The sequence below is a fragment of the Litorilituus lipolyticus genome (assembly GCF_006439335.1).
GTDB lineage: Bacteria > Pseudomonadota > Gammaproteobacteria > Enterobacterales > Alteromonadaceae > Colwellia > Colwellia lipolytica.
This window is the reverse complement of record NZ_SAWY01000041.1, coordinates 288,425-304,165: the sequence shown is the minus strand read 5'-3', so window position 1 is coordinate 304,165 and position 15,741 is coordinate 288,425. Positions and strand designations below refer to the sequence as shown.

The window sequence follows — 15,741 nt, the reverse complement described above, 5'->3', positions numbered from 1 at the left end:
TAAACTAGTAACTAAGCATCAACCTTAATCTGTTGTGCAACTGCACGTGCAAGACTAATTTTTGTATTGTGTAAACGAAAAGCGATAGGCCCATTAAATGGTGCCTTATGTGCTAAAGAGATTTCAGTTCGAACAGCAAAACCTTGTTCAAGTAACTGTGCAGCTAAATGCTTGTCTTCAGGTAAAGCCAGTATTTTTGCTCGTTTATTTTTAGGTAAATCAATTAATGTCATGCATTACCTCAGCACAAAAAGAATAGTTAATGATAATTACTTTCGTTTAGATTATAACATTTTGTTGCTAAAGCCCATAGTAAAACAAAGCGAAGTTATTTGATTCTGATCAAGCGATAGTGTCGCTATTGGGTAAGACAGTAAAAGACGTGCAATTAACGCTGATAGAAAATCCAAGCGACACCAAAACCTAGTGCCCAATTATTATCTTGTTTCAATAAAGGGCTATCAATATATTCAGCACCTGATAGATTGTAATAACGAGCAAAGCCCCCTATCCACCATTGGTTCACTTTATACGTTAATCCCGCCGAAATATCTGAGCCAGCATAACCACCATCACTATTAAAAGCAGCGCGTGATTGGCTAATAAAGCGCTCAGGTACGCCGTAATAGTAATTTAGGTACCTATCATCTGAAAAGTTAATATTAGCACGTACAGTTAGCTCAAATTCTGCGCCATGACCTGCCAAAAACTTAGGTAAAGCGTGATCAGAGAAATGCTTTTGATAACTAACACTAGGGCCATAACGCCAACCGACATTAGTTATTGACTTGAAATCGGTAGCTGCGGCTTTTCTCGTAAAAAATTCTAGATAAAAATAATCAGAGGCTTGCGGATCACCTTGCAAATAATATTTGATTGAGGGACCTAATTCGAACACCCAGTCTAAATCATCCATACCTCTTCGCGCCGTATTGTCGTCACTATTAACTTTAACGCCACCCGAAGCTGAAATATCTAAATAGAAGTGATTATCTTGCCAAATTTTCCCGGTAAACTGGTTTCTATCCACTTTATATTTATCATCTAAATAATAGAAATAGGGAAAAGGCACTACATATGCATCACTTTGATCTGAGCCAAGATAATGGGGCAAATTTAAAGCAAAAGCCCCGGCACCAATTTCCATTTTACTTTTAGGCTTTTCAATTACCACTGACTCACTGTTAACATCAGCATTAGCTAGAGTAAAAAAATTTATAAACAGTAGCGCTAAACCTAACAAGTATTTATTTTTGTGCATCGTGATTACGACCATCGCTTGAAAATAAGAGAGGTATTTATACCACCAAAGGCAAAGTTATTACTCATAACATAATCAGTTTCAATAGTGCGCCCTTCACCTTGTATATAATCTAAATCACCACAAGCTTCATCAACCTGTGTTAAGTTTACCGTCGGCGCAAACCAATTATCTTCCATCATATTAATCGTTGCCCAAGCTTCAATACTGCCACAAGCTCCTAAGGTGTGACCAATATAACTTTTCAATGAACTAATTGGCACTTTTCCGAGCACATTGGCTGTAGCATTCGATTCTGCAATATCACCTTTATCTGTTGCCGTGCCATGCGCGTTAACATAACCAATATCACTCGCTGTTAAGCCAGCATCTTCTAGGGCTTGTTCCATAGCAATCTGCATAGTCTCAGCTGTAGGTTGAGTAACATGCATACCATCTGAATTACAACCAAAACCTACCAACTCAGCTAATATAGTCGCACCACGCGCTTTGGCATGCTCATATTCTTCTAAAATTAATGTGCAAGCACCTTCACCAATAACTAAACCATCTCGGTCTTTATCAAAAGGCTTAGGTGTTAACTTAGGGGTGTCATTCTTAATACTGGTCGCATATAAGGTATCAAATACTGCTGCTTCTGTAACACATAACTCTTCAGCACCGCCTGCCACCATCAATTTTTGACGACCAAATTTTATCGCTTCATAGGCATAACCTATTCCCTGAGAGCCAGAGGTACAGGCAGAACTTGTAGTGATCACTCGCCCTTTTAAGCCAAAATAAACCCCAACATTCACTGGCGCAGTATGCGACATCATTTGTATATAACTTGTCGCCGTAACACCGTTCATATTACCGTTTTCAAGCATTTGGCCAAAAGAAATTAACGGCTCAGTAGAACCAATTGAAGAGCCATAAGAAATACCTGTGGTTCCATCTGTTAACGCTGGAGCATCTAATAATTGCGCTTGCTCTAGTGCCAATTCAGTTGCCCGAGTTGCCATCAAAGACACGCGTCCCATAGAACGTACCTTTTTGCGTTTAAAGTGTTTTGGTTTTTCAAAGTGGTTTACAGGCGCAGCTATTTGAGTATTCAAGCCATCCATAACATGCCATTCTGGCATCAACTGAACAGCATTCTCACCATTAATTAACGCACCTTTAAATGTCGACCAATCATCACCTAAGGCGGTAATCGCAGACATACCTGTAACAACAACTCTTTTCATGTTTAATCCTGTAAATACGAGTTACTAGCACGCTAATTACATAGAAAAACAATCAAACACTCAGTTTTTCAAATTTGTTGGCATAGGCGCTAATAATAATGACGCGATATTAACACTTTATTAAAGACATAAAAATATCTTAACAGCTTAGTTAAGATATTTTTGCGTTGAGATAAGTGGTTGACAAGTGGTAGATAAAAACTTACAAAAACGAATAAAACGAGCTATTTAAGCCATACCGCCATTCACTGATATAACTTGTCTTGTGATGTAGGCTGCGCCATCAGACATTAAGAAACTAACAGTGTGAGCTACTTCTTCTGCTGAACCAGCACGCTTTAATGGGATCATTTTTTTAATTTCTTCAACCGGAAGATCGTCAGTCATCCCTGTATCAATTAATCCAGGAGCAACACAGTTAACGGTAATTTTTCGTTTAGCTAATTCTAAAGAAAGAGCTTTAGTCGCGCCAATAATCCCCGCTTTTGAAGCACTGTAGTTCACTTGACCACGATTACCAATAATCCCAGAAACCGACGCCATAGTGACAATTCTTCCGCCTTGTCTTGCTTGTACCATCGGCATAACTAATGGCTTTAATACATTATAAAAACCATCTAAATTGGTATGTATGACCTTATCCCACTCATCATCCATCATCGCTGGAAAAGCGGTATCTGCGGTAATACCAGCATTACAAACCACGCCATAAAAGGCACCATGTTGTGCTAACTCTTGTTCGAGGATCAATTTAGCATTTTCTCTGTCGCTAACATCAAATTGTAATAATGATGCTTCAACACCTAGTGCTTTAATTTCGGCAACGGTTTGTTGTGCTGCTTCAATACCTGAACGACAGTGCACTGTAATAGCAAAACCATCTGATGCCAGCTTTAATGCAATCGCTTTACCAATCCCTTTGCTAGAACCTGTGACTAAAATTCGTTTTGACATGCTTTACTCCATATCTTGCAATAATTTATTGCTCAGCTAAAAATGCTTTAGCATCGTTAGGTTGAAAAATATTAATTTTGGCTTCGACAACTATTTGACCTGCTTGCTCTATTATACAATCAAAGGCAGACAAGCCATTTTCTTCGCTATACAGTTGTTCAACAGTAACTAATAATGTACTGGCGAGGCTAAACTCTTTGACTAGCACCTTAAGTTTTCGACTACTCACTAAAAAGCCAATTGACACTTCACCGCCTTGATCCTTTTCATTAGCATTGGCAAAAGCTGCAATACTTTGCGCCATATACTCTATGGCCACATAGTTGGGCACTGATTGAGTTTCGCTATTATAAAAATTACTGTTTTCAGTAATCGTTAATTGGCAAAGGGCTTTTGAGTCATCGTACTCAAGTAATTCATCAATTAAAATCATTGGGTGAGCATGTGGAACTACATGCTCAATTGCATAGGTATTTTTTTTCATGTTTTGATTAACTCAAGCCAATTAATACACTGACGTTGTTACCACCAAAGGCGAAAGAATTAGATAAGCAACTTCGAATAGCCGTAGTCTTTTGCTGACCTTGCTTAGTCAACATAAGTTCTGGTAAATCTTCATCTACGACTTCATCCCATACATGGGGTGCATAGTTATGATTATCTTGTTGATCATCACCACCAAGTATAAGCCAACAAAGCCCAACTTCAGTCGCCCCTGCTGCGCCTAATGTATGACCAATAAGGCCTTTGCTTGAACTACAAGGGGTGTCACTGCCAAAAACCTGCTGAACAGCAATAGCTTCCATTACATCATTTTTTGGTGTTGCTGTACCATGAAGGTTTACGTAATCGACATCACTAGCAGCAAAGTTTGCTTCATTTAGAGCAGCTTGCATTGCTTCAATAGCACCGATACCTTCAGGGTGAGGTGCAGACATATGGTGGGCATCACTAGATTCTCCTACACCTAAAAGTTTTATCCGAGCAGGTTGCTTGGTTAAAATTGCTAACGCTGCAGCTTCACCAATATTAATACCATCACGGTTTGCGCTTGAAGGCTGACATACGCCTGCAGATGTTGAACTTAGGGCATGAAAACCATTTATTGTCATACCACAAATACTATCAACACCGCCAACAATTGCCGCATCCGCCAAGCCAGAATCAATCAGCTCTGCCGCAGTTTTAAACGCTTTAGCGCTTGATGAGCACGCTGTTGATATTGTTAAACAAACGCCAGTAACTCCTAACTCTTGAGCAACAAACTCAGAGGTATTAAAAATCTCTTGCTGTTGATAGTCGTAATGCTCAGGGAATTGTCCTTCAGCGTGCAACACCTTCATCGCTACTTCGCCTTCGCTTATCCCTGAGGTACTTGTTCCAACAACAATAGCAACTCTACTTTTACCCACCTGAGCAATTAAGTTATTTGCTTGGCTACGGATCTGTTCAATGGCTAATAAAGCCAACTGGTTATTACGAGAGCGTAAGTGCTTTGACTTATCTGCCAAGCTAGGTAATACAACATTCACATCGGCAACAGTAATATCCCCTTCAAGGAGTAAATCACTACGGCGACTTAAGCCATGTTGGCTTGCTAAAAATAATTGCTCTTTGATAGCGTTATTATCACTACCCAGTGCATTTACTAAACCATAACCACTGATATATAAGCTTTCTTTCATAAAATATCTTTTTTATATTACTGCTGGACTATTGGACATTACACTAATGATGTTTCACTCAAACGAGAAATGGTTAACTGATAACCTGCTCGCTTGTGTTCGAAGTGTATATTTAGGCCTTGCTCGGTTTCTTGATAACGTACAATTATAATGACTTGTTCCTTGTGATAAAAGCGCCTTGTTCTTTTTCCTGCAGACGATGTTTCACTCAGTGAATAGCCTTTTGGCAAAACCTTGACTAAATGAGCAACAGGCCAGTTGACGGCTTGCAAATCATGAAGCACTTGCTGACCATTAAAATATTGTGCTACAAACCTTTGCGTTGTGACATTTTGACTATGAGTTTGCCAACTTGCTTGCGCTAATGGGACGCCGGAAAAGCTCATTGCAGCAATATTTATTGCTTCTGCTGAGAGCTCAGTTTGAAGCAACATAGCTTCGTTTGCCATTGTACTACGCTCATCTGCTTGTTCAGCGCGGACAAAATCGAAGGTAAACTTCTCTAACCAAACAATATTTTGCAAATCCTGTGGTACAGGTTGCAACGGAAATATCGCCAGAAAATCACTATCATTCTTTAAAGGTGAAAAACTACTACAGGCACACAACAGCACCGCTGAAACCATCACAATACAATATTTTTTGACTAAGTGACTTAATAACTTCATGAAAACTTTCCTAGCCCTTGTAAATAATTATTTTCGTTCAGGTAACTTGGCTAAAGTCAATATAGGCGCTAAAACAAAAGTAAGTAAAACACCAATGAATACTGTCAAACCAAAGCTATGGATTGCGGGCATAGAGCTAAAAATCAACATTGCAAAAACAAACACTGAGCTCATAGCCGATAACAAGGTTGTTAAGGTCACTTTTTTACTCAAACCATGTTCAGCATAAAATACAGAATAATCTAAGCCTAACGCTAATATTAAAATACCGGCAACTAAGTTGAAGATATTCAAACTACCTTGCATTAAATAACTAACAATCAAGGCGATAACCAAGGAGAAAACAGGTGTCATCACGCCTAACATGGCCCGTTTCAAACCATAGCGCCAAACGAATACCAGCAAAGCTGCCAGGATTGCCGCTATCAATACTATATGTAACTGTTGACTAAACAGAGATAACTGCTGTGAAATACTACCCGCTTTATCAACAAAATGTATCTGACTACCAGGTATTATACTTTCTGATTGTTGCAATGATTCAGCTAAGTTCTGCAAGGGTTCAACATGAGATACCCCTGCTAACTTAATCACACTGTAATAGCTCAGTACAGCCCCCTGTTCTACCACTAACCATTGTGTTTGATACAGTTTACCCATCGCAGATGAAAGCCAATTATCAGGAGTTAAGGCAGAGAAATCGTCAAGCTGCATCGGTAACGATTGGTTTAGCATCTGCAAGAGCTGATTAAAATTTCCCTGCTCTACTGATTTATCGAATAAGCCTTTATTAACTCGTTGCATTTTTATCGACGGCAACCACTGGCTAATAGCCGAAAAATCACTGATGTTTTTTTGTTGTTGCAAAAGAACTAGTTGCTCAACCAGCTGCTCAGTCTTTTGCAAAGCGAGTTCAGCCGTATCTGCCTTAATAAGAAAATACTGCAAATCCCATTTTTGTTGAACGATAGCTTTTACTTGATTTTCATTGTGTTGTAACTGCTTATCTGGTGAGTAGTAGTGACGAATATCATTATCCAAACGCAGTTGGCTTGCCAGTATCAGGCTTATAATAAGGATAAATAAAGCAGGGACTTTATAACGAGCAACAGTCAACACTAGCTTTTGCTGGCATGCATTGATTGTTTGTGCAAAAGATGGGACTATTTTTATCGAAATTACTGCTGATTTATTGCACTTTTCTTCACTATTTTTATCTAACTTCTGCCTACGACTCTTTGCTTTCCCATTAAAAAGCAGAGGCCTTAACAATGGAAAAATCAATAGTACTGTGATTAAAGCACCCAACAAACCAAATAAGGTAAAAATCGCTATTTGCTTAAATAAAACAAAAGGCGCTAAAAATAATAATGCATAACCTGCACCTGTTGTGACATAACTCATCGTTAAAGAAGCAAAAATGTTAGCCAAAGGTTGTTGCTGTAATTGTTGCAACATTGCATTACTCATTCTATCTGATGGGTAACTCATTTCAGTTAAGGCGTGAAAGCTATAATCAGCTGAAATTCCTATAAGGGTCACAGAAAATACTAATGTAATAATGCTTATTTCGTTATAGGCAAAGGTTAAAGCTAAATAACCATAAACAAAGCTAATGGTTATTAGCGTCATGGTCGAAATAATAGCGACAACATTTCGATAAACTAACGCAATGAAAAGTAAAGTTGCCATTAATGAAATACTGCCATAAAGCATCATTTCATGTTGACCAACACTACTGGCTTTACTGGCATAAAACATAGCGCCAGTATAAAGATATGCTTCTTCATCACCTGCAATGAGCTGCTTAAATGTTTTAACCAAACTTTGTGCCGAGTCAATATCAATACTTGCGGCACTACTTTGAAAAGTTACCAGAACATAAAATTTATCTTGGAAATGAGTCACTAAGTGATTTTGTTGTAAATTTAACCCTGATGCACCCGCTAACGGTTGAGATAAAAAACTCGCTAACATTAAACTCGCATCATACTCTATGGTTCGGGCAACAAATTGATTCGAAGGCTGAGACAAAAGGGAGAATTGCTCAGCAAAAATCTCGTTTGCACTGCCGTTTGTTAACTTTTCCTTCATATCCTTAGACAATAGCTGCTGCTTATAGGGCAAGTATTGTTTAACAAATTCATCAAGCTTGGGTAAGTCAGCAAAGTTAACTTGCACGCTTTTTATCAAGCTATGATTTGAAAGGTTTTTCGCTAAACTGTCGGCTTTTTCAATAGCTATTGATAAATCTTTATCCGAAACCAACACTAACTGATGGTTGCTAGCTTGCTCACTTATTTGATCGGCAATATCGCTAATATCACTTTTCTGGCTTTCAGCAAATATCGCCGTTAGATCAGCATTGAGTTTTAATGGCTTGCCAAGTTGAGGTAAATTTCCTGTTTGAATTAACAGCAGTAATAGCCCCAAAACGCCAAATTGAAAAAGCCAAAGTAAGGCTTTATGACGACTATTAAGGTTAATTAGCTGCATAAATGGAGGAGAACAATCAAATTATTGCAAAGCGTGAGGCGTTAACACCTCATTAACGCTTAAAGGAGAGTTAATCTTAAGTTGCGCCAACTCTTCTTTAGACAGTGTTCGCGACGATAATACCATGGTGATTTCAGTCTTATTTTCTTTTGGCTCAAACAAAGTGATAACTCGACGCATTGTTTGTTGCTCACCTTGAGCTAAACATACTTGCGCTTGTTCAAATACCTGTCGCAAGATATCTGTTTTTGGACTAAGTGCTAAACAGTGGCCATTTTCATTTTTGAGCACTTGTTTAGCAATATCCCATTGAGAGCTATCAATATTACCAGTAAAAATTGTCGATAATATAGCAGATAACTCATTCCCTTGAGTAAGCGCTTGAAAATTTTGCTCAATAGATAAACGACGATATATTGCTTCGGGTGTTAATAGAAGTTGAGAAAAGATCGGCTTTTCAGTTTGCCAAAGTGCAGATTGCCGATTAACGAGAAAGCGTCCAGTAGAAGTAATGGGCATTGCCAAAAACTTAAAATGTTTTTGCTGGGTAAACTCACCTACGCCCTGTTCAATGGCTAACTTCTCGAGTAGTTCAGCCACCGTAACAGTGTTAGCTTGTGTATTTGTTTGCGACGTAACTTGTGATGTTGCTACGGCTGAATCCTGAATAGTTTCAGCCTTAAGCGTATAAGAAAGCAGCATTAACACCTTGGTTAAACTGATTAGCACGAGTAATTTAAACGAATTAAGCAAGTTAAGCGAGCGAGTAACCCTAAATCCTGCTCTTTGTGCGAGTTTGGTTAATACGTTTATCATTCTTTTGTCATGGCATACCATATTAACCTCCCTTTGCGACTCTTTATTGCCTAAACTTACTTGCCCAGGCTTACTTACTGACTAGACACTCTCAATCAAATTTACTAGTCTATTCTCAATCACTTTTAGCAAAATAAAAGCATAAGACTAAATTAATGCTATAACTTTATCAGTGAAAACCTTAGGACTCTCAAACATCATTTCTTCAGTTTCAATATTGACAGCGACTTGCACTGTATGCGCCTTATTGAGAATTTTGCCCGACGATAAGTCATAAATTTCATACTCAATTTTCATTCGAGATTCATATTCAATTAAATGAGCAAAAACCCGAACTGTATCAGGAAATTTAGCTGAAGCGACGTACTTTAAGCGCATGTCAACAATAGGCCAAATATAACCTGACTCTTCCATTGCTAGGTAATTATATTCCAGCTTATCGAGTAATTCACAACGCGCATCTTCAATATACTTAACATAATGGCCATGCCAAACAACGCGCATTGAATCAACATCGTAAAAGGGCACTTTGATATCAACATAGCTCGACAGCAAAGCTTTTTTAGCTACTTTGCTTGGCGAGATATTAACAGCCTGAGTGCTTGCTGGCACGTCAGTATTACTCATACAAAGACCAACGCTGCGTTTGAATATAACCAACAGTTTGTCTTAATAATTTATCTGTTGGTCTGTCTTCTTCAAGTAACTCGAAAAATTCACTGATATCTTCAATCATACCTGAGATGTCAGGTGTCAATGAATCAGCATTAATTTCACCATTCATGATTCGAATACGTATACCTTGCACTGCTGCTAGTAATGTTGCCGCTAACACTTGTTCTGTTAACTCAAGCACGCGTAAACAGTCACGTGCAGCAATTGTTCCCATACTTACTTTATCTTGGTTATGACACTCAGTTGAGCGTGAAAACACGCTGGCAGGCATAGTTAATTTTAATGCCTCTGCTGTCCATGCAGAACAACCTATTTGAATCGCTTTAAAACCATGATTAATAAAACGACGCTCAGCTTTTGCCGCACTTAGATTTGAAGGTAAACCATGATTCATTTTCACATCAACTAATGTCGCAATCTGTCTATCAGCTAAATCCGCTAAATTTGCCACACAGTTCTTCATTGAATCCATCGCCATCGCAATATGACCGCCATAAAAATGGCCACCATGCAATACATGCTCACCAATACCATCAATAATCGGGTTATCGTTTGCACTGTTCAATTCATTTTCGATCATAGAGCGCAACCAAGGCAAGCTGTCTTCTAGAACGCCAATAACATGAGGAGCACATCTAATTGAATATCTATCTTGTAAACGGTGAGAGTTACGCGGATGATCATGATGGTTTAGATCGTTTTGCACGCGCTTAGCCACATTGATTTGACCCGGATGGGGTTTAACACTGAATAAAATATCATCAAAGTGATGACTGTTACCTTTTAACGCTAAGCTAGATAACGCAGTTATACGTGTCATTAACTTACTCGCATATTCAGCACGATCATAAGCCTGACAAGCAAGAGCTGTCATGACTGCAGTCCCGTTCATAATAGCTAACCCTTCTTTAGGTCTTAACTTTATGGCTGATAAGCCTTCTTTTGCAAAGGCTTCACTAGCATTAACAATTTCACCACGATAATAGGTATCACGTTCACCTATCAGGGTGCCAGCAACGTATGATAATGGTGTCAGATCACCACTTGCACCAACAGAACCTTCTTCTGGAATAACAGGAACAATATCGCGATTAACAAGCTCTACTAGCAAATTAAGTAAGTCCCAACTTACACCTGAGAATCCTTGTGACAATGAAGCTAAGCGAGTCGCTAAGATCATTCGACCTTGCTCGATAGTAAAAAATTTACCTAAACCACAACCATGAAAACGCGTTAAATGCATTGGTAGCTCTTCAACTAACGACATAGGCACCTCAACGGTACAAGAGTCACCGTAGCCAGTTGTCACACCATAAATATGGCCTTCCTCTTCAAGCAACTTATCTAAAAAAGCGACACCTTTGTCAACTTTTTCACAAAAATGTTCATCATTACTTAGGCTAACTTGCGCTTTGTCTTTCACGACACTAACAATATCTTCGATCGTTAGTCTGCCTTGACCAAAAACAATATTACGCTGCTCTGTTGTACTCACTGTATTCTCCATATGATCATGATTAGATCAAATACTACCTAGGCATAGGTTATTAATGTTTCTTATCAACTTGTGATTTATCAACGGTATGCCAAAAATTAAAAAAGTTATACCACTGATATGGGGCTAACTTCACATGCTTTTCTAAACGCTGTGCAAAGCGCTCTGTTAAATCTTTAAAATATTGCTGTCTTTCCTTGCGTTTAACCTTGATAGGATCAGCAAGCTTTTCAATATATGTTTTATATCGTCCCTTCTCATTCAGACAAAACATGGTAAACACCGGACAGTCCATAATGGTTGCTAATGCAAAAGGCCCTACCGCAAACGGCGCTTCTTCACCTAAAAAAGGTGAGAAGTTAACACTATTTGGGTTATTTACTGAGGTTCTGTCAGCAAATATAACCACGGCCTCGCCATCTTCAATTTTTTGTTTGAGCTTTATTGTATCATCAGGGCCAAAATTATTAATATGAACAAAATTAATCGCCGAATCGGCATTGACCTTTTTTAAGAAGTTATTAAATGATGGTGTATGTTCATTGTAGGTAATGACATTAAGAGGTCTCTTATTTTCACCACTACTAAAAATAGCGCGACACACTTCCATATTACCAAGGTGTGCACTAAAAATGACTGCGCCTTGCGCTTCAAGTAATTCTTGATAGGCCTGTTCGTCAGCAATATCAATATCACTGATATTCACTTTGCCTAACCAAGCATCAAACTTATCAACAATAGACAAGCCAAATGAATAAAACACTTTAAAACCTTCTTTAAACATGGCGAAACCCGTAAGAGCTGAAAGGTTCTCACTGCTTCGATAATTGTTTAAATAATACCAAGTTGATTGTCTCGCCGCTTTTCCTGTTACATAGAAGTAGAACATGACAGGTGTTAAGCAAATCTTGAAAAACAGCTTACCAAAAATTCTATAAATGAATATTAAGGTTTCTATGCCAAGCATAGAGCCCCGTTCTTTAACTTTTGACCAGTGCAATTCTGACTTCATTATTTTACCGCCTTATGTTGTGCAGGACGGAATTTTCGCCAAATGAGTTTAGGTAAACGTAGTAACATGCCAAAAAACAAACGTGTGTGCATCAATGAAATTAACACGTTATCATCAAAAACATTAAAGTGTGAGATACCATTTTCAGGGTATTTAACTTGTGTCGGCACAAAGATTATCGGCACATCTAACCAGTGAAGCTTCACCATAACTTCAATGTCAAAATCCATTTTATTGCCAAGGGTGGTTGATTGTACTAACTGTTGATAAGACCCTAAAGGATAAACTCTAAAACCACACATAGAGTCTTTAATATCTGTCGATAGGGTTTCAATATAAACCCAAAAGTGAGTAATAAAGCGGCCATAATAGCGCCCCTTAGAAATGCTATCATCATAAACAGGCTGACCACTAATTAACGCGAAAGGATTATCGAGTGATTGTTTTATCATCCGAGAAACATCATTTAGATCATGCTGCCCATCAGCATCTACTTGCAGCACATGGCTCCACCCTGCTTTAATAGCAGCAGCCAAACCAGTTTGTACTGCAGCACCTTTGCCACCGTTTTTATCTCGACGAATTAATTGTACCTCAGGATATTTTTCATCTATCGCTTGTAACACCTGCTGTGTTTCTTGATTACTGCCATCATCCACTAAAATAATAGGTAAATTAAACGCTAATAGAGATTCTATCGTCTCGGTAATCACAAGATGGTGATTATAATTTGGGATCACAAAACCATAGCAGCTATTGCTATTATTTAATGTGGCTAATGTTTGTGCACTAAAAACTACTTGAGTCACTCAATATCCCTAAAATTACCTAGCTATAACAACTTTGCCTGAGGCATGCTGACCATGAGCTGAATAGTACTTAAAGCTAAATTTATTTTCTTTAATCTGTTCTAGTAGTAACGTTACTTGATAGTTTGGCCTAACAATTTGTTGAAACTTTAACGCATCAACACTGCTTAGCTCACGGGTATCCACAGTAAAATACTCTCGCAAAAAGTACATCACCCAATCTAGCTGCGCGACACCAGGTAAAATAGCAGCTTCGGGAAAATGTCCTTGAAAATAATATAAATTTTCAGGAATGGTGAGTAATAAGGTTACTTTTTTTTCATCTTGCTGCTCCACACTTACGTGAGGCTTATAAACAAAATTAGTCAAACAAAGTCTCCAACTGTTTCTTATTTAATTTTCCTTGACTGTTATAAGGTAAACAATCGAGGTATCTAAACTTTCTTGGCACAACGATAGCCTCGAAATACTGTTTCAAATGCGCTTTTAATTGCTTATCAAAAGTAAATTTTGAACTAGCGGCAAAGACTTCTTTACCTGTAGTAGTTAACTCAACCACTGCAGCTAAGGTTCGTCGATGACCTTGAGCATCTATCACCAGCACAAAGGCTTGTTCTACCCATGGATGCTCACCAAGTCGTAGACCAATTTCATCAAGGGAGCAGCGTTTTTCTTCTATTTTGACAATTCTATCAGCCCGCCCCAATAGTTTAAATCTTTGTTTATCAATCAACTCAACTCTGTCTTGGGTTTGATACCAAGTACTGGCGTCAACATAAGGAGATAATATCGCAAGGCATTGCTCATCATGACTGCTTTTACATGTAATACCACTAAAAACATGCCACACATCATCTTGCGCAGTTGCTCTTTGTCGCCAAGCGATACCACCCGTTTCAGTACTACCAAAAACTTCTATTGGGCTTTTCAGTAAGCTATCTTTTATTGCGATAGCGGCCTCACTATTGAGTGGGCCTCCAGATGAAAACAAGGCTTGTAATTGCTCTTTTACTTCAACTAACACATTGTCTGCCAATAAACGATGATAATACGCTGGGCTTGAGATCAACCAAATATTTGTCTTGGGATGTTGTTTGATTTCATGGACTAAATGCTCAGGGTAAGCAAAGGTTTTAAGGTACAAATCTCTGCCTGACCAAATGGGCCAAAGCACTTTAAAGAGCAAACCGTAAATATGCTGATGAGATACTGTTGCCATCACAACAGGCACTGAACTATTGCTTTGCTTAGTATCAAGCAACTTAGCAAAGGTCAATTCAAGTTGTTCAACTTCGATAATAAGTTGTTCAAAGGTTTTCTCAATAGCTTTTGCTTGACCCGATGAACCCGAAGTAAAAAAAACCAATTGGCAATGCTTGTCGAAGCTAAGAGGGTTATTTGTTAAATCAACGGGTTGTTTTATATCATCTTCAAGTTGAGATAAGTTGAAAGTTAGGTAATCTGACGATGTATCTGTGTTGTTAAGACCTGATAGCTCCCCCAAGAAAATATCTGCATGCTCCATGCACTGAACTATTTGCAGAGGTTGACCATTAGGCGGTAAGATTACTTGCTTATTAGCTGCGATTAAGGCAAAAAAGTAACAGGTAAATTGGTAACTATCCTCAAAGAAAATTAACCAACGCTGCTGTGGCTGCGAGATAAAAAAGTCTCGATAAAGAGCGACTTGCTGCTGCCACTGAGCAAAGCTTACTTGTTGTTGTAAAAATTGTGATGTTTGATATGGGAATTTCATGACTTTACTACAGTTTTAGCTAGACGCTACTTTACTCTTATTATGCTTAACGTATTTTCTAACACCGAACTCTATAAGCATTAATAAACCCATCAGCACGTAAGAAACCAAGCCATTATAAATCAACCAGTAGCTTTGATCTTCTTGAAAAATAGTCCAAGTAGCTATCATTGCATTAACACTAAAAAATACACACCACACTTTAGTGACATTACGTGTGTAGATAATTCCTTGTTGATCTAACTCTTCTTGCAAGCTTGCAATGACTTCAACCACACTCGGTGGTTTCCATAAAGAATAAGCAAAGATAACTAAAAAACTGACATTCACCACCACAGGATAAAATTTCAAGGCTATTGCTGAATTAGCAAGCATAGAGAAGGCAAGTAGTGAAGTAACACTAATAAATAAAATATTTAAATGCGGTATTTTACCTTTACGTTTATCTTGTGAAAAATATCGGTAAGCAAAAATTAGTGCAAAGAAAGCTGCGAGATAGCTCGGCTTAACATATTGTAAACCAAAGTAAACAAGTACTGGATAAATTAAAAATGTTAAACCGAGTATAGCATTTTTCATATAGCGTCATTAAATCACTAATTAGTGACTAATTAGCGCTGGCTCATTTTATAGAGAGATTAATTGAGCAACTTACTGATTGCAGTAATAACGTCTTCTACAGTACGTACTTGCTTAAAGTCGTTGGGTTCAATTTTTTTACCCGTTTGCTCTCTTAACTTAACCACAAGATCTACCGCATCTATGCTATCTAGATCTAGGTCATCATATAAGTTAGCTTCTAAGGTGATATCTTCCTCTTCAACTTCAAAAGCATCAACGAGAATATCACTAAGCATTGAAAATAATTGTTCGTTATTCATAGTG

At 38.2% G+C, this 15,741-nt stretch carries 17 protein-coding genes; all 17 read right to left on the bottom strand.

Annotated features, from left to right (window positions below; translation table 11 throughout):
• Window positions 1–11: 11 nt before the first annotated feature.
• The 17 genes from EPA86_RS18060 to EPA86_RS17980 all read right to left on the bottom strand — a co-directional run bounded on the left by EPA86_RS18060 (window position 12) and on the right by EPA86_RS17980 (window position 15,737).
• Window positions 12–233: a FeoA family protein gene (locus EPA86_RS18060; protein ID WP_140605777.1), complete on the bottom strand. Its 222-nt coding sequence runs from the start codon at window positions 231–233 to the stop codon at window positions 12–14.
• A 155-nt stretch (window positions 234–388) separates the two neighbouring features.
• On the bottom strand, window positions 389–1,261 hold the full coding sequence (locus EPA86_RS18055; protein ID WP_170309704.1) for a MipA/OmpV family protein: 873 nt from the start codon (window positions 1,259–1,261) through the stop codon (window positions 389–391).
• Between the two features lie 5 nt (window positions 1,262–1,266).
• Window positions 1,267–2,490, bottom strand: coding sequence for a beta-ketoacyl-ACP synthase (locus tag EPA86_RS18050; RefSeq protein ID WP_140605775.1), 1,224 nt, complete (start codon window positions 2,488–2,490; stop codon window positions 1,267–1,269).
• A gap of 228 nt (window positions 2,491–2,718) precedes the next feature.
• A complete protein-coding gene (fabG, locus tag EPA86_RS18045) occupies window positions 2,719–3,444 on the bottom strand; it encodes a 3-oxoacyl-ACP reductase FabG (RefSeq protein WP_140605774.1) in 726 nt (241 codons plus the stop codon).
• A gap of 25 nt (window positions 3,445–3,469) precedes the next feature.
• Complete coding sequence (locus tag EPA86_RS18040; protein ID WP_140605773.1) at window positions 3,470–3,928, bottom strand: hotdog family protein; 459 nt, start codon at window positions 3,926–3,928, stop codon at window positions 3,470–3,472.
• Between the two features lie 7 nt (window positions 3,929–3,935).
• Window positions 3,936–5,129 carry a beta-ketoacyl-[acyl-carrier-protein] synthase family protein gene (locus EPA86_RS18035; protein WP_140605772.1) on the bottom strand — a complete coding sequence of 398 codons (1,194 nt, stop codon included), beginning with the start codon at window positions 5,127–5,129 and terminating at the stop codon, window positions 3,936–3,938.
• Between the two features lie 38 nt (window positions 5,130–5,167).
• Window positions 5,168–5,797, bottom strand: coding sequence for a DUF3261 domain-containing protein (locus EPA86_RS18030; protein WP_140605771.1), 630 nt, complete (start codon window positions 5,795–5,797; stop codon window positions 5,168–5,170).
• A 27-nt stretch (window positions 5,798–5,824) separates the two neighbouring features.
• Entirely contained in the window at window positions 5,825–8,293 is a 2,469-nt protein-coding gene (locus EPA86_RS18025) for an MMPL family transporter (RefSeq protein ID WP_140605770.1), read from the bottom strand.
• 21 nt (window positions 8,294–8,314) lie between these two features.
• Complete coding sequence (locus tag EPA86_RS18020) at window positions 8,315–9,130, bottom strand: LolA-like protein (RefSeq protein WP_211664964.1); 816 nt, start codon at window positions 9,128–9,130, stop codon at window positions 8,315–8,317.
• 126 nt (window positions 9,131–9,256) lie between these two features.
• On the bottom strand, window positions 9,257–9,736 hold the full coding sequence (locus EPA86_RS18015; RefSeq protein ID WP_140605768.1) for an acyl-CoA thioesterase: 480 nt from the start codon (window positions 9,734–9,736) through the stop codon (window positions 9,257–9,259).
• On the bottom strand, window positions 9,729–11,279 hold the full coding sequence (locus EPA86_RS18010) for an HAL/PAL/TAL family ammonia-lyase (protein ID WP_425462585.1): 1,551 nt from the start codon (window positions 11,277–11,279) through the stop codon (window positions 9,729–9,731). Before EPA86_RS18010 ends, EPA86_RS18015 begins: the two co-directional genes overlap by 8 nt.
• 52 nt (window positions 11,280–11,331) lie before the next feature.
• Window positions 11,332–12,291 carry a lysophospholipid acyltransferase family protein gene (locus EPA86_RS18005; protein WP_140605766.1) on the bottom strand — a complete coding sequence of 320 codons (960 nt, stop codon included), beginning with the start codon at window positions 12,289–12,291 and terminating at the stop codon, window positions 11,332–11,334.
• Window positions 12,291–13,100: a glycosyltransferase family 2 protein gene (locus EPA86_RS18000; protein ID WP_170309703.1), complete on the bottom strand. Its 810-nt coding sequence runs from the start codon at window positions 13,098–13,100 to the stop codon at window positions 12,291–12,293. The genes EPA86_RS18005 and EPA86_RS18000 overlap by 1 nt, the downstream gene beginning before the upstream one ends.
• A gap of 15 nt (window positions 13,101–13,115) precedes the next feature.
• Window positions 13,116–13,469 (bottom strand): ApeI family dehydratase, encoded by a 354-nt coding sequence (locus tag EPA86_RS17995; protein WP_140605765.1) that lies wholly within the window; start codon window positions 13,467–13,469, stop codon window positions 13,116–13,118.
• Entirely contained in the window at window positions 13,462–14,856 is a 1,395-nt protein-coding gene (locus EPA86_RS17990) for an AMP-binding protein (RefSeq protein ID WP_140605764.1), read from the bottom strand. Before EPA86_RS17990 ends, EPA86_RS17995 begins: the two co-directional genes overlap by 8 nt.
• 15 nt (window positions 14,857–14,871) lie before the next feature.
• Window positions 14,872–15,435, bottom strand: a complete 564-nt coding sequence (locus EPA86_RS17985) for a COG4648 family protein (RefSeq protein WP_140605763.1) — start codon at window positions 15,433–15,435, stop codon at window positions 14,872–14,874.
• Between the two features lie 59 nt (window positions 15,436–15,494).
• Window positions 15,495–15,737, bottom strand: a complete 243-nt coding sequence (locus EPA86_RS17980) for an acyl carrier protein (RefSeq protein ID WP_140605762.1) — start codon at window positions 15,735–15,737, stop codon at window positions 15,495–15,497.
• Window positions 15,738–15,741 lie beyond the last annotated feature (4 nt).